Here is a 19,484-nt window from a genome sequence, read left to right on the forward strand (position 1 = left end):
TAAATCACACTAATTTAGTGTCCCAACTATAAAAACGATTAGAGTAATTCGATGGTAATCAGTCTTGAAGTAACAACATTACCAGGGCTGGTGATCTCTATTACTAAATTCGCGGTAGTACCAGGTTCACCTTCACCCAGTGTGTTTTTTAGTGAAAAGCTAATGCTCTGTCCACCAAATGTTCCCTCATTACGAGCCTGACTTATTGTAATTCTATCGCTCAGGTCTTGTTGGCTAATCGCTTTACTCGTGCCAGTCGTATTGCCTACAGTGAAACTCGTTTGTCCTACTAACTCACCTGCATCACTTGCAACCGTAACGCTTGTTCCCGAAGGCAGTGTTTGCAATGCAGTGTCAGCAAAAAACAGTGAGTAAGTTTGGCTTGATTCACGAGCGATAGGAGTTCGGAAATCGTTAACCGAATCACGATTACTGGCAACAAGCACTTCGGTAAATTGACCCGGTGTTACTTCTTGCGTCTCATAAAATGCCCAGTTGCTTGCACCACTTGCCATAATAAGTACCAGTGACTTGCGTACATTGATTGATGCTTGGTTGGCACATAAATCACCGTTGCATTGAGGGCCATTAAACTGGCCATCAGCGTTAGCAAAAGCTTTATTGTTATCGAAATCAATAAAGGTCTCGCCTTGGTCATAATTGCCATTCTCGTTATCATCACGCCATGCTTCTGACATATCGATAAAGCCGGACGGTAAATATTCTGTGCGACCAAAACCACTGGAAACGCTGGTATTGACAACTGCTACGCCATCTTCATTATCGAATTGATTATTACCATTGGTATCAAAAAAGGTCTCGTGACCAAGTGCTGTGGCTAAGATTGTTGATCTATGGTTGTAAACTCTTGGTTCACTGCTTTCCCACTGGACAGAGCAAGAGCCATTAGTTGTTTGGCAGGTTGCCTCTATTTTGCCACCTTCCGTTGTAAAGTTAACAGTGGTGCCATCAGGCACAGGGTTATTAAAACTATCGGCTAACCATGCAGTGATTTGCGTTGTTACACCATTAACGTTGTGGGTTTCTGGGTTAAGTACTTGTGCAGCAAGCGACATACTATTTTGATCAGCAAGACCTGTATTCACAGACAATAAATCAGATTGGCTGATAATTTCCACGTTTTCGCCAGCGTCATTGGTTGTTGCAGCACTGGCTGTAACACGTACTGGTGTCGGTACTGTACCTGCGATAACTTTTGTACTCACTTCGCCTTGTGAGTTGGTAATCGCTGTCATTGGTGATATTTCTAAACCGCCAACATCTGTGCTGGAACTAAAGTTTACTTCTTGTTGAGCAAGTAAATTCCCCTGCTTGCCCTTAACACGAAACGTAATGGTTGAAACTTCCTGCCTGCCAACACCACCTGTGCCTTTTAGTACAATTGAATCTGGTTCCGCTGAAACAAATTCAATCGCACCAAGTGCCTCGCCTGATAAGTTAATATCTTGGGTTAGGATAATATTACTGCCGTTAACCGTAACACTTGCGATGATTTGGTCTTGGTTACCATTTGCACCGGCACAGCTAACGTCTTTATATGTTGAGTTTGCTTCGCCGTTTATCGTCAGTACTTGCTCATCAATGCTGGCTTTATTATTTAATACACAGTTTGAACTAAAGTTTACGGCGGTTGGTGTTGTTAGGACTTGTTCATTTTCATCGACTAACACCAGTGATAAACCCATAGTGCCGCCAGCAGCTAAATCCACACTGCCATCACTTTGACGTGCAACGCTTAATTTGAGTTGATTGGCGACAAAGTTTCCATTGCTATCAAAATAGCCTGCTTGCACAACAGGGGTATCGATATCATCGGCACTTACAACTTGGTAGTTAATTTGTGAGCTGACACTATCGCTTTCATCTAATTGAAAGGTTGCCACTGCTGTTGCAGCACCTATTTGGCTATCACTGGCTAATGTCAGTAGCACACTTGCGTTACCGTTAGTGTCGGTGAGCCAAGAGCTGGCATTCAGCTCGCCAATTTCTGCGGTAAATTGAATGGGTTGATTGCTTAAAGGGTTATTTTGTTGATCAACTAAGTTTGCTTTTAAGGTAATGACTTCACCTTGCTTAGCACTATTAATTGCAGCATCACCAACAAAGCTTGAGAGTGATACAACAGGCAGTGTATTAGCTTGGTTGGTATCGCGCAAAAATTCAAAGCTTGCACTGTCGCTAGCCGATTGTGCTGAAGCTGTTACATCAGCAGCGCCAATGTCTGCACTGTTACTTGTTAGGAGTACTTGTGCAATACCATCGTTATTTGTCAGCTTGCTATTTGGCGAAAGAGTACCCAAAGGTGTTTCAAAGCTGACGCTGGTGTTTGCAATGCCAGCGTCATTTTTGGTCAAGTGAGCCTGAATACAAAAAGTTGAACCAGCAACGAGTGAAGGTGATGTGATTGCTTGGCAATTCTCATCAAGCACAGATACCGCAATTAACGTTGGTGCATCTGGATCTGGGGGAGTAACTTCTTCATTTTTACCTGAAGAGCCATTACACGCTGCAAGTGAAGATGCAGTAAGTAAAATACTAAGGTACCTTATTGTGCTCATGCTTATCCTTAACTGTTGCTATCGGTTTTTTATTGTGTGATTACTTCTTTTAAACACTGGAAAATTTCGCGATAGGCTTTGGCTGGCTTATTCGCGGCTTTTTCTTTTTTAGCTTGGCGTGTTAACTGGCGTAATCTTTGTCTGTCTAGTTCTGGATATTCTGATACTAACTCATTGATCTTATTGTCGCCAACTTCAATTAGTTCATCGCGAATATGCTCCAGTTTATGAAACAACACATTACCTTGTGCATGTTTGTTTTTTAGAATGTTTACCGCTTTGGTAATTTCTTCAATGTTGGCTGCTAAACGTAAACATTTAGCTATGTAGTTTAAGTGCCTTCTGTATGCCTCTGTTTTTTCTTTGAGACGATCAGCCAGTTCCATCGCTTCAATCAATTCTTCGTTAAGTGGAATTGTTTTTCTTTGCTTTTTGCTCATTGCAGCAATATCGGCACCGAGCTCATGCAGCTCTTTTGCATCGCGTTTTAGCTCTGCACGGGATACGTAAATAATTTCTTCTTCAGGCGTATCGAAATCAACCTTATTCTTTTTGGCCATGCTGTCTCCACAAATTAATATTGTTACGCCTATTACTTTGATTAGTTAGTATAACTAAAAGGTAAATACGTAATTTCTTTATATTATACGTGAAAAAGTCGCTGCGATGCTCTGCCTTATCACGGTATTTTTGATATGCTTAAAAAAATATTTAAATTAAAGCTTATTTTCCTATGCAAGCAGATTCAAACGATCCAATTTTTCAGCGCCTTAACGAAGTTAAACAGGCTGTGAGTGAAGCGCTCGATTATGCAAAACAATTAGGTGCAAGTTCTGCTGAAGCAGCGATGTCGAGTACATCTGGATTGTCAGTCTCAACACGTTTAGGCGAGTTAGAAACCATTGAGTACAACCAAGACGGTGCATTAGGCATTAGTGTTTATGTTGGTAATAAAAAAGGCTCTGCTTCGACTGCAGATCTCAGTGCTGACGCACTAAAAACCGTGGTTGCTAAAGCTGTAGAAATAGCGAAGTACACTTCTGAAGATCCATGTAATGGTGTTGCTGATAAAGCACTATTAGATTTTGCACCACGTGATCTCGACTTATATCACCCGTGGCAAGTAACTGCAGAACAGGGAATTGAGTTGTGTAAACAAGCTGAAGATGCCGCGATGCAATTTGATAAACGAATTACTAACTCCGATGGTGCAAGTTTCTCAAGTCATAACGGTCTTCGTGTATATGGAAATAGCTATGGCCAGCTAATCGGTTTCCCACGCAGTAGACACAGTGTGAGCTGTATGGTGATTGGTGAAGAAAATGGCATGATGCAACGCGATTCAGCCTATACCATCGCACGCAAAGAAGCAGATTTACGCAGTGCGCAAAGTGTTGGTATTGAAGCTGCAGAAGAGACCATTGCCCGTTTAAATTGTCGTCGTATTCCTACTGGTAAATATCCAGTTGTTTTTCGTGCTGATATTGCAAGCTCATTGTTTGGTCACTTAGTTTCTGCAATCGGTGGTGGCGCGTTATATCGCAAATCAAGCTTCTTACTCGATAGTTTGGGCACTCAAGTATTTAGCAAGCGTGTCAATATTCAAGAGCGACCACATATTTTGGGTGGATTAGCATCATCAGCAGTTGACAGCGAAGGTGTGAAAACGATTGACCGTGAAATTATCAAAGAGGGTGAGTTACAAACCTATCTACTTGCAAGCTATGCTTCTCGTAAACTAGGTATGCAAGCAACAGGTCATGCTGGTGGTATTCATAATTGGTTGGTGGAAGCATCGCACCAAGATCTAAAAAATGTGCTTAAGGAAATGGGCACAGGCTTACTAGTTACTGAGGTGATGGGCCAAGGTGTGAATATTGTTACAGGTGACTACTCGCGAGGCGCTGCAGGTTTTTGGGTTGAAAATGGCGAAATTCAATACCCAGTAAGTGAAGTAACCATAGCAGGCAACTTAAAAGACATGTTTTTAAAAGTTGCTGCAATTGGCGCAGATGTAGACGTGCGTGGCAGTATTCAAACAGGCTCCATCTTGATTGAAAGTATGTCGATTGCAGGCGAATAACGCTTTACCAATATTGCTCAACGGTAATATGCCCTGGCTTTGCGCGACGATTTCGTGCAAAGCCTAAATCTAATAAAATTTCAGTGGTTTCTTTTACCATTTCAGGATTACCACATAGCATAAACTGGCTGTTTTCAGGTGTTGCTTCTAGTCCAACATAGTCAAATAACTTATTTGATGTAAGTGCGTTAGTGATCCGCCCTGCTAAGCCGTCCGTTATATTTTCTTGACTGATCACAGGTACAAATGTGAGAGGCTGAGATTGGCAAATGCTTGCTATGAGCTCTTGATAAACCAAGTCTTCTGATTTGCGCACACCGTGAACTAAAATTACTTTGTCGAATTTTTGCCAGATCCTTGGGTCGCCAAGCATAGATAAAAAAGGCCCAATTGCTGTACCTGTTGAAAGTAGCCACAGGTATTCAGATGAAGGCACTTCATCAAGGGTAAAAAAACCAGAAGCTTGCTCTGCTACATGAACTGTCTCGCCAACCGATAACTCAGACAGCGGAGGGGATAACAAACCATCTTGAACGGTCACTAATAAAAACTCATGTAAGTTAGAATGCGAAGGGGTATTAACAAAAGAATAAGCTCGTGCAATTTTTTTATCTTCAATTGTCATAGCAAGTTTAGTAAATTGCCCTGCTTTATAGTTAGGTAATGGCGCTGAAAGGGTAAGGCTGAATAACTTCTTATTCCACCACTTTATTTTTGTGACTTCGCCATCAATCCAGTTTGCCATTGTGAGTTCCTTTATTTATTAACTTTGGGTTATTTTAACTTTGGCAGTTAAATAAAAAATTTCAATTAAAATTATCTCGAGGAAATAAGATGTTAGGCGAAGTTGCTGCTTTATTAGCGGCGTTCTTTTGGGCTTTAGCCAGTATTTTGTATGGTCGTTTTAGTCATCACTTTAGCGCATTACAATTAAACCTTATTAAAGGTGCCATCGCTTCATCCTTGATGTTGATAACTCTCCCTTTGTTACCTGATGTAAATTTCGATTTATCAAAGCAGCACATGTTTATTTTACTGTTGTCAGGGGTAATTGGTATTGCTATTGGTGATAGTGCTTATTTTGCTTCTTTAAAACGAATAGGTGTGAATAAAACCTTACTGCTTGAATCTATCGCACCACCTTTATCAGGTATTTTGGCTGTTGTGTTATTAGGTAGCTTATTAAGCTGGCAAAGCTGGTTAGGTGTCGTTATTACCACCTTTGCTGTGGCGTTAGTGGTGATGCAGCCTGAAACAGATAAGCAAGCTGTCAATATAACTGGTATCGGGTTTGGTTTATTGGCGAGCGTTTGTCAGGCAAGTGGTGTGGTTATTTCTCATTATGCACTTGTTGCCGGTGATATTGAGCCTTTACTTGGTGCGTTAATTCGTTTACTTGCGGGAGTCGGTGTTATTTTCTTAATGTTGGTTGTTTTGAAGCGTAAGGAGTTAGTTGGTATCGCAAATGGCTTTGCTAAATTAGCGAGCCGAGAATTTGCTTTGCTGTTGCTTGCGATTATTGTGGGTACCTTTTTAACGCTCTGGTTGCAGCAGGTCGCTCTAAAGCATGCTAACCCCGCTGTAGCGCAAACACTAATAGCTACTTCGCCTATATTTATTTTGTTCTTTGCGATAGCAAAAGGGCAAATTCCTACAATCAAAACACTGAGTGGCACAGTGTTGGCTATCGCAGGCATATCATTGTTTTTTATTTTCCGCTAAACCCTTATGTAAAGATAAATTACTATTTAAAAGGTGGCATATGCCACCTTTTAAATAGTGCTAATCGTTAATTCGATGCATCTTTTATCGGTGTGATGATCGCGTTATTTTCAATCATTTGTTCGAAACGGTTATCTGGCTTATGTAACGCAGGCCCTGTATTTTTCTGACTGATTCCAGTTTGGTTGACTACTTTTGTAGCTTTGACTGTTGGGCAGCTTCCAGTTTCCATATGATACAGTGCGGCAGATAACATGCCTTCTGAAATATCGCCCATAGGACGTGTCAGATCGTCAGTTACCGTACAGCCCTGAATTTCTGTTTGGAAATTTGGATTTTGTTTAGGAATAAAACCATCAGAGTATTCACCAAAGCCCTTCGCATTCACCCCACTAAATTGAATGGTGAAATAGGTTGTACTGCAGTTATCGGTTGGCACAAAGCCGTATGGCTTACCACAAGTTTGTCCGCCAATCAGGACTACATCAAGATCGATACCTGCAAGGCCGTTGATCAGAGCTTCACTTGCTGAACAGGTTGAACCACTTGAAATGACATAGACTTTGTTCAATGCGACGGTAGGTAAATCAACGCCTGTGAAACGGCTGTTATCCCAGTCGATTTCTTGATCATAAAAGCCGAGCACTTGATCGTCAGACCATTTTCCATTGTATTTCAAAGTGTAGTAACTGCGGTTGTTTGTATTAACGTCGCCGGCAATCATGTATGCGAGTTGCGATGAGAGTGCAAGTAACCCACCGCCGTTGTAGCGTAAATCGACCACTAACTCATTCACATTGGCATTTCGAAATTCAGTGAACTTATTGATTAAGTCGGTTTGTGCATCGGCAATGCTAAAGGTATCAAACTGAATGTAACCCACAGTATTACCATCATGCACAAACGTATTAGTCGCTTTTACTGCTGCTATTTCATAGCTGCCAGAGGTAACTGTCAGTGTTTTTTCAATACCAAAAGTATCTTTTACTTTTATAGTGTGTGTTTGGCCATCATTTTCAGGAAATAAGCCTGCATTAAGTGTTTCTACGTCATCACCATTAATAAGATCAACACCATCTACTTCCAAGATTTGGTCGCCACGTTTAAAGCCCGCGGTTGTCGCTGGTGAATTTGGTTCTGTTTGAACTACGAATAACTCTCGTGGCGGTGTGGTGCTTCCAAAGCGCCAACGAATACCATAGCCTGATGATGCGCCTCCTTGAGTGCGTTCGCGATACTCAGCGGTATCTTGTGCAAAGTGAAAGTTATCTTTATCTGCACCAGAGGCTGTTTTTGCAAATGTTTTTAGTACCTCAAAATAGGCTTGTGGAGTAGTGTAGTTAGCAGGATCGACATCCTCGACTTCGTTATACCAAAGGTAGGATTCGTGGTTCCATGAACGAAGCCACATTTTTTCATCAGTTAATGTACCTGCTGTATCTTTGTATATTTCGCCAGTGAAAGGATCGGAACCAGTGCGAACTATTGCGCACTTATTTGCAAAATCTTCTTTTGCTTTAAATTCGCCAGCGACCCATTGATTGTTTGTACCATTGCCTGGCGTGCCACCTGTTGAGCCATTATCAACGTCAGTTGTTGAACTGCTATTTGAACTTCCCCCACATGCTGCTAGCATCGAGAAGGATAAAGCTAGAGCAATTCCTTTTTGCACTTTACTAAATGTCATAACTGTCTTCCTTTAATAAGATCGCAATTTATTGCTTCAAATTACCAGAGGGTAAAAATAACAACAATAAATTACAGTTAAAGTTTGTAAAAGGCCGTCAAGGCATGCTGTTAATAGCTTGTACAAAAAGTACAATCAATTCGATCGCTTTTTATGCAAAAAGGTTCAATGCAAGGCTAGTAAAGGCGTGATCTAAGATCTCCCTCCACTTTTTTCCACTAAATTCATTAACTTTGCTCTAGCCCTTATCAATAAAGGGCTTGCGAGAAAAATAATATTGTTACAATTCTTGACAAATACCAGTGTCAAGCCCTAGACTCTAACGTTGTGGAGAAAAGTGGTAAAAAATGGATCTCAGTGGATCGGCACTAACAACAAAATAGGAACGCTCACATGTTTCGTGGCGCACATGCAATTAACCTCGATGATAAAGGACGCTTGGCAATACCAACCAAGTTTCGTGCTTTGTTGCAGGCAGATTGTGAAGGCCAGTTAGTGTGTACGATTGATTTAAAAGATCCCTGCCTGTTGCTGTATCCATTAAGTGAATGGCAAGAGGTTGAACAAAAACTTAGCCAGTTGTCGAACATGGTTGAAGCCGAACGTCGCGTTAAGCGTATCTTGCTTGGTAGCGCGATGGAATGTCAGCTCGATAAGAACGGCAGAATTTTATTATCTTCGCCACTCAGAGCACATGCAGGGCTCAACAAAAAATTAATGCTAGTAGGTCAGTTGAACAAATTTGAACTGTGGGATGAAGATACTTGGAACGAGAAGCTTCAACTAGATATCGCACAAGAACAACAAAAAGATCTGACCGTTAGCGAACGACTACAAGATTTCAATTTTTAATAATAAATAGGCGCCTTATGTCTCAAAGCCAACAACATATTTCCGTGTTACTCGATGAAACGATCGAGGCTTTAGATATAAAGCCAAATGGTATTTATATTGACGGTACCTTTGGTCGCGGTGGCCACTCGGGTGAAATCTTAAAACGCTTGGGTGAAAATGGTCGTTTAGTTGCGATAGATCGTGACCCTACAGCAATTGAAGCTGCTAAAAAGTTTGCAAATGATGCACGTTTTCAAATTGTGCATGATCGTTTTTCAAATATTCGCCAAGTGGCAGAAAGTTTGAACTTGTTACATCAAGTAGATGGTATTCTACTCGACATAGGTGTTTCTAGCCCACAGCTTGATGAAGCGGATCGCGGCTTTAGTTTTATGAACGATGGCCCACTTGATATGCGTATGGATCCGAGTTCAGGCCGCAGTGCAGCTGAGTGGCTAGCGGAAGCTGAGCTTGAAGAAATTACTTTTGTGATTAAAAAGTATGGCGAAGAAAAGTTTGGTCGCCGTATCGCAACAAAAATTATCGAAACCCGTGATGAAACGCCAATTACCACTACAAGACAACTGGCAAAGTTAGTGGATGAGGCTGTGCCTGTAAAAGATAAGAATAAGCATCCGGCAACACGCACGTTCCAAGCAATTCGCATTTACATAAACAGTGAGTTAGAAGAGATCACAACGGCATTACAAGGTTCACTTGACGTATTAAAGCAAGATGGTCGCCTCGCAGTGATTTCGTTCCATTCACTAGAAGATCGCATCGTCAAACAGTTTGTTAAAAAGCAAAGTAAAGGAGAGGCTGTACCAAGAGGTCTGCCTTTAACTGAAGATCAACTAAATAAAAACCTAACGCTGAAAGCGATAGGAAAGGCTATTAAGCCAAGCGAGCAAGAAATAGCTCGTAATAGCCGTGCGCGCAGCTCCGTACTTAGGGTCGCAAAGAGGTTGTAGTGGCTAGTAAAAATAACACGCGTCAGCCAAACCTGTTTATCGAGATCACTAAGGGACTTTTTAGGGAGAAAGTCACTTTGGGGCTGCTTTTTTCTATTTTTGCGACGGCACTTGCCGTTGTGATGGTCACCGATGCGTCACGTGCTGAAGTGATCAAACAAGATAAATTATTACAACAGAAAGATGAGTTGGATCTGGCATGGGGCTATTTAGTGGTAGAAAGTGAATTCTATGCACAGCATGCCCGTGTTGAAGACATTGCAAAGAAAAAACTCGACATGAAGCGACCAGAACGCAAGGATGAAAAGCTGGTGGTATTGCCATGAAACGAAATAACCCAAAACCTAAACAAGGCGCAATAATTCGCTGGCGATACCTACTTGTGTGCGCCACCGTTTTTGCAGTATTTGCCACCCTTGTTGCTCGTGCTGCATATATTCAGGTGATTGAGCCTGATTTTGCTGTGTCTGAGAGTGATAAACGTACAGTACGTGTTGAAAAAGTGAATGTACAACGAGGCCTGATTTTAGATCGCCACGGTAATGAGCTTGCGATTAGTGTACCTGTAGTAAGTGTTTATGGCGATCCAAAACAACTTGATAAAGCATTAACTGCAAAGGCTTATAGCTTAACCCGTAAGCATGCCCGAGAAAATCAATTAGATCTTAAACAAGCTGTTGCTGCACTTGATAAGGACCCCGCACGGTTAGCACAGCAAAAAGAAGAAATTTATAATAGCGATTCACGTTGGCAGGATTTAGCAGAAGTGCTGCGCCTGCAAAAACCACTTGTTGATGGCAAATTAACAAGTGATAGCTCACGTCGCTTTGTTTATTTAAAACGCCAAGTTACGCCGCCTGTTGCACGCTATATTTCTGAACTTAAATTACCGGGTATTTATCTGCTAGATGAATCAAAACGCTTTTACCCTGCGGGTGAAGTGACGGCACATGTTTTAGGCTTCACCAATATCGATGGCGAAGGCATCGAAGGCATTGAAAAGCTTTACAATGAAGCACTGACAGGTGAAGCAGGCAAGCGCACTATTCGTAAAGATGCGCAAGGACGAGAAATTGAAATTTTAGATGAGCGTGCGCGCATTGAACCTGAGAATATTCAGCTGAGCATTGATCAGCGTATTCAATCATTGGCTTATCGTTCCCTGAAATCTGCCGTATTAAGCTATAAGGCCACTTCGGGTAGTGCCATGGTTGTTGATGTGCATACTGGTGAAGTGTTAGCGATGGTGAATAGCCCGTCATTTAATCCAAACAATTTAAAAAATGCGGCACCGCATAAACGCCGTAACCGTGCAATTACTGATTTATTTGAGCCGGGCTCAACGATGAAACCTATTTCAGTTTTAGCTGGCTTAGAATATGGCACTATTGACCATGATAGCGTGATAAAAACCAAAGGTTGGATGCGTGTTGGCGGTAGTATTGTTACAGATGGTAAGAATAATGGCCCAATGGATTTGCGTACAATTTTGCAAAAATCGTCAAATGTGGGTGTATCAAAAATAGCGCAAACCATGCCAAAACAAGATTTCATCGGTTTCTTCCAACGTTTAGGTTTTGGTGAAGAAACTGGAACAGGCATGGTAGGTGAAAGTGATGGCTTGTTTACACCACATGGACGTTGGTCAGATTTTGAAGTTGCAACGCTTTCGTATGGCTATCGCATTTCAGTTAGTACCGCGCAAATGGCACGTGCTTATGCAGCTATTGGTTCTGGTGGTATTAATCGCCCGCTAACTATTCTAAAACAAAATGGCAAGGTGCATGGCGAGCGTGTATTTGAAAAACGTAATGCATATGCAGTACTTGAAATGATGGAAAGCGTATTTGAGCGAGGCGGTACCGCAACACGCGTTAAACTTGATGGCTACCGTGTGGGTGGAAAAACCGGTACCTCTAAAAAAGCCGCATTTGGTGGTTATGGTGATGAATATGTTGGCTACTTCGCAGGCATAGCCCCTGTATCCGATCCGCGCTTAGCTGTTGTTGTAATGATTAACGAGCCAGCCGGTGATGTTTATTATGGTGGCGATGTTGCTGGCCCTGCATTTTCTGAAATTATGTCTGGCTCGCTTCGTATTCTTAATGTTGCACCTGATTTAGAAGCGGTCGCACAACTTAATCAACGGCGAGACTATGTTACCTATTGATCGCGCATTGCTCGCAATAGGTGAACCTAGTTGCGGCATTGAAACAAACACTCTGACTTTAGACAGCCGGGCCATTGCGCCCGGTACTGCGTTTATTGCGATTAAAGGTCATCAGCTTGATGCATCGCGTTTTATTGATTCTGCATTGACATCAGGCGCATCACTCGTGTTGGTTGATAGCCAATGCGAATACTTACCAGCGCGTGAAAATGTATTGGTGATTGATGGCTTGGCAAATAAGCTTAGCCTGTTTGCGAGTGCCTTTTATAATAAGCCAAGTGCGCAATTTAAATTAGTCGGTGTAACAGGCACTAATGGTAAATCTACGGTTACCAGTATGATCGCCAATCTTGCTAATGCACCCAAGCAAAAAACAGGTGTTATCGGAACGCTTGGTTGGGGACAAACACATGACCTCACTGCACTTGCAAATACCACACCTTCAGCTATTGAATTACAACATTTGTTCTCGCAAATGCGAGATTATGAACTCGTTGCAATGGAAGTGTCTTCACACGGTTTAGTACAAGGTCGAGTTGATGATAGTGAATTTGATATTGCAGTGTTTACCAATTTGAGTCGAGATCATTTAGATTATCACGGCACGATGCATGCTTACGGTGAAGCAAAGCTTACCTTACTTACTGAGTTTTCGACAAAATGTAATGTCGTTAACTTTGATGACGCGCAAGTAAAACAGTGGTTAGTTGAAAAGAAAATACCTAACCCTGTGGTGTTTGGTGAAAATGTGCCAAGCGACAATAGCTATCCATTTGTTTCATTTGATAATGCAACTTACTCCAAGCAAGGGCTCAAATGCCTTATTCGTTCTAGCTGGGGTGAAAGACAAATTACTTTACCGCTTTTTGGTAAATTTAATCTATATAATTTAACCGCTGCACTCGCGACATTACTGAATTTAGCATATGACTTTGATTGGTTAATTGATAAGATTGAACAATTAGATGCGGTAGTCGGAAGAATGCAAGCTTTCAGCGCAGATAATTATCCAACCTGTATCATAGATTATGCCCATACACCAGATGCATTAGAGCAAGCGCTTGTTGCTTTATCACACCATGTTGGTAACAACATAACATGCGTATTTGGCTGTGGCGGTGATCGCGATAAAGGTAAACGCCCATTGATGGCTCAGATTGCAGAAAAATACGCAAAAAGAGTGGTTGTAACAAATGACAACCCACGCACTGAAAATGCTGATGCTATTGCAGCGGATATTCTTACTGGATTTCAATCCCCAGAAAAAGCGGTGGTAGAGCTTGATCGCTTTGCCGCAATAAAGCTTGCGATTACTTCCACTTCACCTGATGGCATTGTACTTATTGCCGGAAAAGGCCATGAAGACTACCAGATTATAGGCACTAACACAGTTCACTTTAGTGACAGTTTAGCTGCGCAGCAGATTTTAAAAGGGGAAAATGCATGATTTCGGCTGATCTCAATTGGATAGCGGATGTCTTAGGTGTGTCTTACCAAGGTGAAAATACACCATTTTCAACAATCGTAACTGATTCTCGCCAACTGCAGGCTGGTGAAGTTTTTTTAGCACTGAAAGGGCCAAACTTTGATGGCCATAAATTTGCCAAAACAGCGCAAGAGCTTGGTGCCAAAGCATTGATTGTAGAAGCGCTTCAAGATGTCGATATGCCACAGTTTGTTGTTGAAAATACGCGTCTTGCACTTGGCAAATTAGGCGCTGCGGTTATGGCTCACGTAAAACCAAAAACAGTCGCTATGACAGGCAGTGTGGGCAAAACCACAGTTAAAGAGATGACAGCCGCAATTTTGTCGCAACTCGGTGAGGTGCTAGCGACCAATGGTAATTTTAATAATGATATAGGTGTACCCCTAACCCTATTACGTCTTGAAGAAAAACATCAATATGCCGTGATTGAACTCGGTGCAAATCACTTAGGTGAAATTGCCTACACCACAGATCTAGTGAAACCTCAGGTTGCAGCTATTACCAATGTTGCTGAAGCTCATTTAGAAGGTTTTGGTGATTTATTTGGCGTTGCACGTGCTAAAGGTGAAATTTTCTTAGGCTTACCAGATAACGGTGTTGCGGTTGTTAACGCTGACAGTGAGTTTATTGATTATTGGTTAGCACGACTTGAAGATAAACAGGTCACGCAATTTTCCGCGACTAAACAAAAGGATATTTGGGCTGAAAACATTGAGCTAGATGATTTTGGTCGAGCACAATTTAACCTTGTTTATAAAGGTGAATCTGTACCTGTTAAGTTGCCAATTCCAGGTTCACATAATGTAACAAATAGTCTTGTTGCCGCAGCATTAGTGTTACCTCTTGGAGTTAGTCTTTCTGAGGTAGCGTCGGGTCTAAGTAACATGCCGCAGGTCAAGGGGCGCGTTAACATTATTGAAGTATCAGACGATTTAACATTAATTGATGACAGCTATAATGCAAACCCTGGTTCTGTTCGTGCTGCCATTGATCTACTCAGTGGGATCAATGGTGAAAAAATCCTTGTTTTAGGCGATATGGCTGAACTTGGAGAAGATGCACGTGTCTATCACCAAGAAGTTGGCGAATACGCCCAAAATAAAGGCATTGACCATGTATATACATTAGGTGTGTTGAGTCAATCAGCAAGTGATGTATTTGAACAGCCTGGGCGCCACTTCTCAACACGTGAAAAACTCGTTGAAGCTTTAAAGCAGGCTTTATCAGGCCACCTAGCTAGTAATAACGAACGCACAACAATACTCATAAAAGGTTCGCGCAGTTCTCGCATGGAATTGTTAGTAGACGAGCTAAATAATAAGAAAGGTGAACAGTCATGTTAATGTGGTTGGCTGAATATTTAACCCAGTTTTACTCTGGCTTTAACGTATTTTCGTACTTAACATTTCGCTCTATTTTGGGTGTATTAACTGCACTTATGCTATCGCTTTATTTTGGTCCGAAATTAATTCGTCGTTTACAACTGATGCAAATTGGTCAAACGGTACGTGATGATGGGCCTGAGTCGCACTTATCAAAATCAGGCACACCAACTATGGGTGGGATTTTGATTTTGGGCTCTATTTTTGCCAGTACATTACTTTGGGCGGATCTCAGTAACCGCTATGTATTAGTTACCTTGTTTGTAATTGGCTCGTTAGGTGCGGTTGGCTTTATTGATGATTACCGCAAAGTTGTTCGTAAAAATACCGACGGCCTCATCGCCCGTTGGAAATATTTTTGGCAATCAGTTATTGCACTCACGGCGGGAGCATTTTTATTTTATAGCGCAGCACTTCCGCAAGAAACAGCGTTAGTTGTGCCATTTTTTAAAGAGGTTATGCCACAGCTTGGGTTGTTTTATATCGTAATGGCTTATTTTGTGATTGTGGGCACTTCGAATGCCGTTAACTTAACTGACGGTTTAGATGGACTCGCTATTGTGCCGACTATTTTAGTTGCAGGTGCTTTTGCTTTTATTGCTTATGTTACGAGTAATGTAAATTTTGCCAACTACCTACATATTCCGTATATCCCTGAGGCTAGTGAGTTAGTTGTACTTTGTACTGCGATTGTTGGTGCTGGCTTGGGCTTTTTGTGGTTTAACACATATCCTGCGCAAGTATTTATGGGTGATGTGGGTTCATTAGCATTAGGTGGTGCCCTTGGTATTATCGCAGTATTAGTGCGCCAAGAGCTCGTGTTAGTCATTATGGGCGGTGTATTTGTTATGGAAGCACTGTCGGTTATTTTGCAGGTTGGCTCTTACAAATTACGTGGTCAGCGTATCTTCAGAATGGCACCTATTCATCATCATTACGAACTGAAAGGTTGGCCAGAACCACGTGTTATTGTGCGTTTTTGGATTATATCAGTTGTGCTTGTTTTAGCTGGCTTGGCAACATTAAAGTTGAGATAAATGAATTATTTAGACGAACTGAAAAACAAAAGAATTACAGTGCTTGGGTTGGGAGTTTCCGGCCTGAGCACAATGCGTTTTTTTGCTCGTAAAAATATTGATTTTAGTGTGGTAGATAGCCGTGAGACACCTCCGAATTTAGCGGTTGCAGAGCAACTGGCTACTCGAGTTCACTTCGGTGCTTTAACAGACTCGGTGTTTAATGATGCTGAACTGATTGTTATCAGCCCGGGTATAGCATTATCAAATATGTATATACAAGATGCGATAGCACGAGGTGTTGAAGTAATTGGGGACGTCGAGCTCTTTGCAAGGCTCAACACTAAACCTGTATATGCCGTTACAGGCTCTAATGGTAAATCGTCTGTTGTTACACTTACTTATGATGTTTTAAATCAAGCAGGATTTGATGTCGCCTTAGCTGGCAATATTGGCACACCTGTTTTAGATGTTGTTGATCAAGATTTTGATTATTATGTTTTGGAGCTTTCAAGCTTTCAATTAGAGACAACCCATTCATTGATATGCGAAGCAAGTTGTGTGCTTAATATTAGCGAAGACCATATGGATCGTTACGATAGCCTTGCAGACTATGTTAATGCTAAACAGCGTATTCATTTACATAGCAAACTTGCAGTGCTTAACCTCGATGACGAATTAACGTATACAGCGCATCAACCTCAAGTTAGTTTTGGCATTAAACAGGGGGATTTGTACTTATTAGACGGTGCTTTTAACATTGATGGTCAAAAACAACTCCAGACCAGTGAATTAAAAGTAATTGGTATTCACAACCAGTTAAATGCTTTAGCTGTAATGGCTTTGTTATCTCGGTTAAATCTTTCCTCTGAAATTTATAAGCGTGCATTTAATCAATTCTCAGGGTTGGCACACCGCTGCCAACTGGTTGCAGAAGATAATGGGGTAATTTATGTTAATGACTCTAAAGCGACTAATGTCGGCGCAACTCAAGCAGCATTGATGAGCTTAGCAAATGGCAAAAATATCATTTTACTCGCTGGTGGTGTGGGTAAAGGTGCTGATTTTTCGCCACTAAAATCTGAAATTTCGAGCTATGTAAAACAGTTAATTACCTTTGGTGAAGATAAAGAGAAAATCGCCGCTTTAAGTGAAAATAGCAAACAAGTTGAATCACTCGAAATAGCTGTAAAAGAAGCAAAAGAAAGCGCTGTTTCAGGTGATATTGTGCTGCTAGCGCCTGCCTGTGCAAGCTTTGATATGTTTAAAAGCTTTGAGCATCGCGGCGAAGTGTTTAGTGAGCTTGTGCGCAAGGTGGTAAACGCATGAAGGCATTAGAGCTCTTAAAAGCACAATTTCATGTGCGTTCAAATAACCTTTACGATGTACCACTGATTTACTGCATGGTTATTTTAGTAGGTGTTGGTTTTATTATGGTGACTAGTGCCTCTATGCCTACCGCGATACGGATGTTTGATAATCCGTTTCATTTTACCATTCGTCATGTCGTTTATTTGGTTTTAAGTTTAACCTTGCTGTTGTTTTCGACAAGCTTGCCAATGAGCTTTTGGAAAAAGGCGAACCTCCCCTTGTTGCTCGCGGGCATTCCAATGTTAATCGCTGTATTGATTATTGGTCGAGAAGTAAATGGCTCGACACGTTGGATTGGCGTGGGGCCAATTAATATTCAAGTTTCTGAAGTGGCAAAGTTATTCTTCTTTTGTTACTTAGCGGGTTACTTAGTGCGTAAAAAGTCAGAAGTGCAAGAAAACTTAAAAGGCTTTATCAAGCCGCTCGCTGTTTTTATGGTATATGCCTTCTTAATTTTAATGCAGCCAGACCTAGGTACAGTGGTCGTTATGTTTGTTACTACAATTGGTTTGCTATTTTTAGCTGGCGCACGTCTATGGCAGTTCTTTGCGTTAATGATGACAGGTGTAGGCTTAGTGATTTTACTCATCGCGAGTTCTCCCTATCGCCGTGCACGTATTACAGGGTTTATGGACCCATGGGATGACCCATTCGGTAAAGGGTATCAGTTGGTGCAATCGTTAATGGCATATAGCCGTGGCGATTGGTTTGGCCAAGGTTTGGGTAACAGCGTACAAAAGCTACAGTACTTACCAGAAGCTCATACAGATTTTATTTTTGCAATTTTAGCTGAAGAGACCGGTTTTATTGGTGTATTCAGTGTATTGACTGTGTTATTTGTACTGATTTTCAGAGCACTCAATATTGGTTTTAATGCGCTAAAAGCTGGTAAAGAGTATGAAGGTTATTTGGCCTTAGGTATTGCCATTTGGTTTGCCTTTCAAAGTATGGTTAACGTTGGTGCGAGTGCGGGGATTTTACCAACCAAGGGGTTAACCCTGCCATTTGTATCATATGGTGGCTCTAGTTTGTTAGTGATGACCGTGGCTGCAGGTATTTTATTGAGAGTGGATTTTGAGGTGAAAATGGCAACAAAACAGGCCACAACACGAGGACGAAAATCATGAGTAAGAAAATAATGATTGTCGCAGGTGGCACTGGCGGGCATATTTTCCCTGGAATTGCTGTTGCTGATTATTTGAAAGAACAAGGGTGGCAGGTAGTTTGGCTTGGCACCGCTGATAGAATGGAAGCGGATGTTGTACCGCGCCATAATATCGCAATTCGTTATATTGACGTAAAAGGCGTTAGAGGTAACGGATTGATGCGTTTATTGAAAGCGCCTTTTATGGTGATTAAGGCCATTTGGCAAGCGCGTAAAGTGATGAAGCAAGAAAAGCCAGATGTATTATTGGGCATGGGTGGTTATGTAACGGGCCCTGCAGGTGTTGCTGCTAAATTGTTAGGTATACCTTTACTTATTCATGAACAAAATGCCGTAGCAGGGCTGAGCAATAAACTGCTGGCTAAAATCGCAAATCAAGTAATGGCAGCATTTCCGTCTGCATTTGAAAGTGATAACTGCAAAATAATAGGTAACCCTGTACGCAGCAGCGTTGCCAATATGCAGGTTGAAAAAATTAATGCGCAATGCAACGTGTTGGTAGTTGGTGGTTCGCTGGGTGCAAAAGTATTTAATGATGAGTTGCCTGAAGTGTTTAAGCAACTTGCAAGCGAAAGCAATTTGGCAATTCGCCACCAAACAGGTAAAGGCCATTTAGCGGAAGTTACAACACGTTATGAAAAGCTGGACTTAAATGCCGAAGTGAACGAATTTATTCACGATATGGATAAGGCATATGCGTGGGCTGATATAGTTGTTTGCCGTGCAGGAGCGCTTACTGTAAGTGAAATTGCTGCAGCAGGAAAAATGGCGATATTTGTGCCTTTTCCTTTCGCTGTGGATGATCACCAAACTGCCAATGCTAATTATTTAGTAAAGCAAAATGCAGCTTTGCTAATACAGCAAAAGAATATGACAAAAGAGTCTTTGGTTGAATTACTCAAGCCTTATGTCACAGATAAAGCATTAGTAATAGAAATGGCAGAAAAAGCAAAAGCGGCTGCCAAATTAGATGCAACACGCGATGTTGCAAATTTATGTATCGAATTTAGTAAGTAGA

Annotated in this window: 16 protein-coding genes; 12 read left to right on the forward strand and 4 right to left on the reverse strand. The window is 41.5% G+C overall.

The features are described from left to right. Positions 1-38 precede the first annotated feature (38 nt). Complete coding sequence (locus tag OM33_RS04810) at positions 39-2,579, reverse strand: Ig-like domain-containing protein (RefSeq protein ID WP_038639399.1); 2,541 nt, start codon at positions 2,577-2,579, stop codon at positions 39-41. Between the two features lie 29 nt (positions 2,580-2,608). Then, positions 2,609-3,139: a ribosome biogenesis factor YjgA gene (gene yjgA, locus OM33_RS04815; protein ID WP_038639401.1), complete on the reverse strand. Its 531-nt coding sequence runs from the start codon at positions 3,137-3,139 to the stop codon at positions 2,609-2,611. Positions 3,140-3,312: 173 nt separating this feature from the next. Between yjgA and pmbA the strand changes: the two genes are divergently transcribed. Then, on the forward strand, positions 3,313-4,662 hold the full coding sequence (gene pmbA, locus OM33_RS04820) for a metalloprotease PmbA (RefSeq protein ID WP_038639404.1): 1,350 nt from the start codon (positions 3,313-3,315) through the stop codon (positions 4,660-4,662). 4 nt (positions 4,663-4,666) lie between these two features. Here the strand turns inward: pmbA and OM33_RS04825 are convergent, their stop codons facing one another. Beyond that, the gene (locus tag OM33_RS04825; protein WP_038639407.1) at positions 4,667-5,407 is read right to left on the reverse strand and encodes a ferredoxin--NADP reductase; all 741 of its coding nucleotides are present in this window, start codon (positions 5,405-5,407) and stop codon (positions 4,667-4,669) included. 89 nt (positions 5,408-5,496) lie between these two features. On the opposite strand from OM33_RS04825, the gene OM33_RS04830 reads away from it, so the two are divergent. After that, positions 5,497-6,384 (forward strand): DMT family transporter, encoded by an 888-nt coding sequence (locus OM33_RS04830; protein WP_038639410.1) that lies wholly within the window; start codon positions 5,497-5,499, stop codon positions 6,382-6,384. Positions 6,385-6,451: 67 nt separating this feature from the next. Here the strand turns inward: OM33_RS04830 and OM33_RS04835 are convergent, their stop codons facing one another. Next, positions 6,452-8,071, reverse strand: coding sequence for a S41 family peptidase (locus tag OM33_RS04835; RefSeq protein ID WP_038639413.1), 1,620 nt, complete (start codon positions 8,069-8,071; stop codon positions 6,452-6,454). Between the two features lie 393 nt (positions 8,072-8,464). Between OM33_RS04835 and mraZ the strand changes: the two genes are divergently transcribed. The 10 genes from mraZ to murG are packed head-to-tail and all read left to right on the forward strand — an operon-like array spanning position 8,465 to position 19,483. After that, complete coding sequence (gene mraZ, locus OM33_RS04840) at positions 8,465-8,923, forward strand: division/cell wall cluster transcriptional repressor MraZ (RefSeq protein ID WP_038639415.1); 459 nt, start codon at positions 8,465-8,467, stop codon at positions 8,921-8,923. A gap of 17 nt (positions 8,924-8,940) precedes the next feature. Then, entirely contained in the window at positions 8,941-9,876 is a 936-nt protein-coding gene (gene rsmH / locus OM33_RS04845) for a 16S rRNA (cytosine(1402)-N(4))-methyltransferase RsmH (RefSeq protein ID WP_038639418.1), read from the forward strand. Then, entirely contained in the window at positions 9,876-10,202 is a 327-nt protein-coding gene (gene ftsL / locus OM33_RS04850) for a cell division protein FtsL (protein WP_038639421.1), read from the forward strand. The genes rsmH and ftsL overlap by 1 nt, the downstream gene beginning before the upstream one ends. Then, the gene (locus OM33_RS04855; RefSeq protein ID WP_038639424.1) at positions 10,199-12,046 is read left to right on the forward strand and encodes a peptidoglycan D,D-transpeptidase FtsI family protein; all 1,848 of its coding nucleotides are present in this window, start codon (positions 10,199-10,201) and stop codon (positions 12,044-12,046) included. Before ftsL ends, OM33_RS04855 begins: the two co-directional genes overlap by 4 nt. Beyond that, entirely contained in the window at positions 12,033-13,493 is a 1,461-nt protein-coding gene (locus OM33_RS04860; protein ID WP_038639427.1) for a UDP-N-acetylmuramoyl-L-alanyl-D-glutamate--2,6-diaminopimelate ligase, read from the forward strand. The genes OM33_RS04855 and OM33_RS04860 overlap by 14 nt, the downstream gene beginning before the upstream one ends. Then, on the forward strand, positions 13,490-14,875 hold the full coding sequence (locus OM33_RS04865; RefSeq protein ID WP_038639430.1) for a UDP-N-acetylmuramoyl-tripeptide--D-alanyl-D-alanine ligase: 1,386 nt from the start codon (positions 13,490-13,492) through the stop codon (positions 14,873-14,875). The genes OM33_RS04860 and OM33_RS04865 overlap by 4 nt, the downstream gene beginning before the upstream one ends. Continuing rightward, positions 14,869-15,951 (forward strand): phospho-N-acetylmuramoyl-pentapeptide-transferase, encoded by a 1,083-nt coding sequence (gene mraY, locus OM33_RS04870; protein ID WP_038639435.1) that lies wholly within the window; start codon positions 14,869-14,871, stop codon positions 15,949-15,951. Before OM33_RS04865 ends, mraY begins: the two co-directional genes overlap by 7 nt. Continuing rightward, positions 15,952-17,259 (forward strand): UDP-N-acetylmuramoyl-L-alanine--D-glutamate ligase, encoded by a 1,308-nt coding sequence (gene murD, locus OM33_RS04875; RefSeq protein WP_038639438.1) that lies wholly within the window; start codon positions 15,952-15,954, stop codon positions 17,257-17,259. It abuts the gene before it with no gap. Next, a complete protein-coding gene (gene ftsW / locus OM33_RS04880) occupies positions 17,256-18,428 on the forward strand; it encodes a cell division protein FtsW (RefSeq protein WP_038639441.1) in 1,173 nt (390 codons plus the stop codon). Before murD ends, ftsW begins: the two co-directional genes overlap by 4 nt. Beyond that, the gene (gene murG, locus OM33_RS04885; RefSeq protein WP_038639444.1) at positions 18,425-19,483 is read left to right on the forward strand and encodes an undecaprenyldiphospho-muramoylpentapeptide beta-N-acetylglucosaminyltransferase; all 1,059 of its coding nucleotides are present in this window, start codon (positions 18,425-18,427) and stop codon (positions 19,481-19,483) included. Before ftsW ends, murG begins: the two co-directional genes overlap by 4 nt. Position 19,484 lies beyond the last annotated feature (1 nt).

This window comes from Pseudoalteromonas piratica (genome assembly GCF_000788395.1).
Lineage (GTDB): Bacteria > Pseudomonadota > Gammaproteobacteria > Enterobacterales > Alteromonadaceae > Pseudoalteromonas > Pseudoalteromonas piratica.

Coding starts and splice junctions, on each gene's coding strand:
- OM33_RS04810 (WP_038639399.1), bottom strand. CDS start 2,579: ATGAGCACAATAAGGTACCTTAGTATTTTACTTACTGCATCTTCACTT.
- murD (WP_038639438.1), top strand. CDS start 15,952: ATGAATTATTTAGACGAACTGAAAAACAAAAGAATTACAGTGCTTGGG.
- yjgA (WP_038639401.1), bottom strand. CDS start 3,139: ATGGCCAAAAAGAATAAGGTTGATTTCGATACGCCTGAAGAAGAAATT.
- OM33_RS04825 (WP_038639407.1), bottom strand. CDS start 5,407: ATGGCAAACTGGATTGATGGCGAAGTCACAAAAATAAAGTGGTGGAAT.
- OM33_RS04830 (WP_038639410.1), top strand. CDS start 5,497: ATGTTAGGCGAAGTTGCTGCTTTATTAGCGGCGTTCTTTTGGGCTTTA.
- ftsW (WP_038639441.1), top strand. CDS start 17,256: ATGAAGGCATTAGAGCTCTTAAAAGCACAATTTCATGTGCGTTCAAAT.
- OM33_RS04835 (WP_038639413.1), bottom strand. CDS start 8,071: ATGACATTTAGTAAAGTGCAAAAAGGAATTGCTCTAGCTTTATCCTTC.
- pmbA (WP_038639404.1), top strand. CDS start 3,313: ATGCAAGCAGATTCAAACGATCCAATTTTTCAGCGCCTTAACGAAGTT.
- OM33_RS04860 (WP_038639427.1), top strand. CDS start 12,033: ATGTTACCTATTGATCGCGCATTGCTCGCAATAGGTGAACCTAGTTGC.
- mraY (WP_038639435.1), top strand. CDS start 14,869: ATGTTAATGTGGTTGGCTGAATATTTAACCCAGTTTTACTCTGGCTTT.
- rsmH (WP_038639418.1), top strand. CDS start 8,941: ATGTCTCAAAGCCAACAACATATTTCCGTGTTACTCGATGAAACGATC.
- OM33_RS04855 (WP_038639424.1), top strand. CDS start 10,199: ATGAAACGAAATAACCCAAAACCTAAACAAGGCGCAATAATTCGCTGG.
- murG (WP_038639444.1), top strand. CDS start 18,425: ATGAGTAAGAAAATAATGATTGTCGCAGGTGGCACTGGCGGGCATATT.
- OM33_RS04865 (WP_038639430.1), top strand. CDS start 13,490: ATGATTTCGGCTGATCTCAATTGGATAGCGGATGTCTTAGGTGTGTCT.
- mraZ (WP_038639415.1), top strand. CDS start 8,465: ATGTTTCGTGGCGCACATGCAATTAACCTCGATGATAAAGGACGCTTG.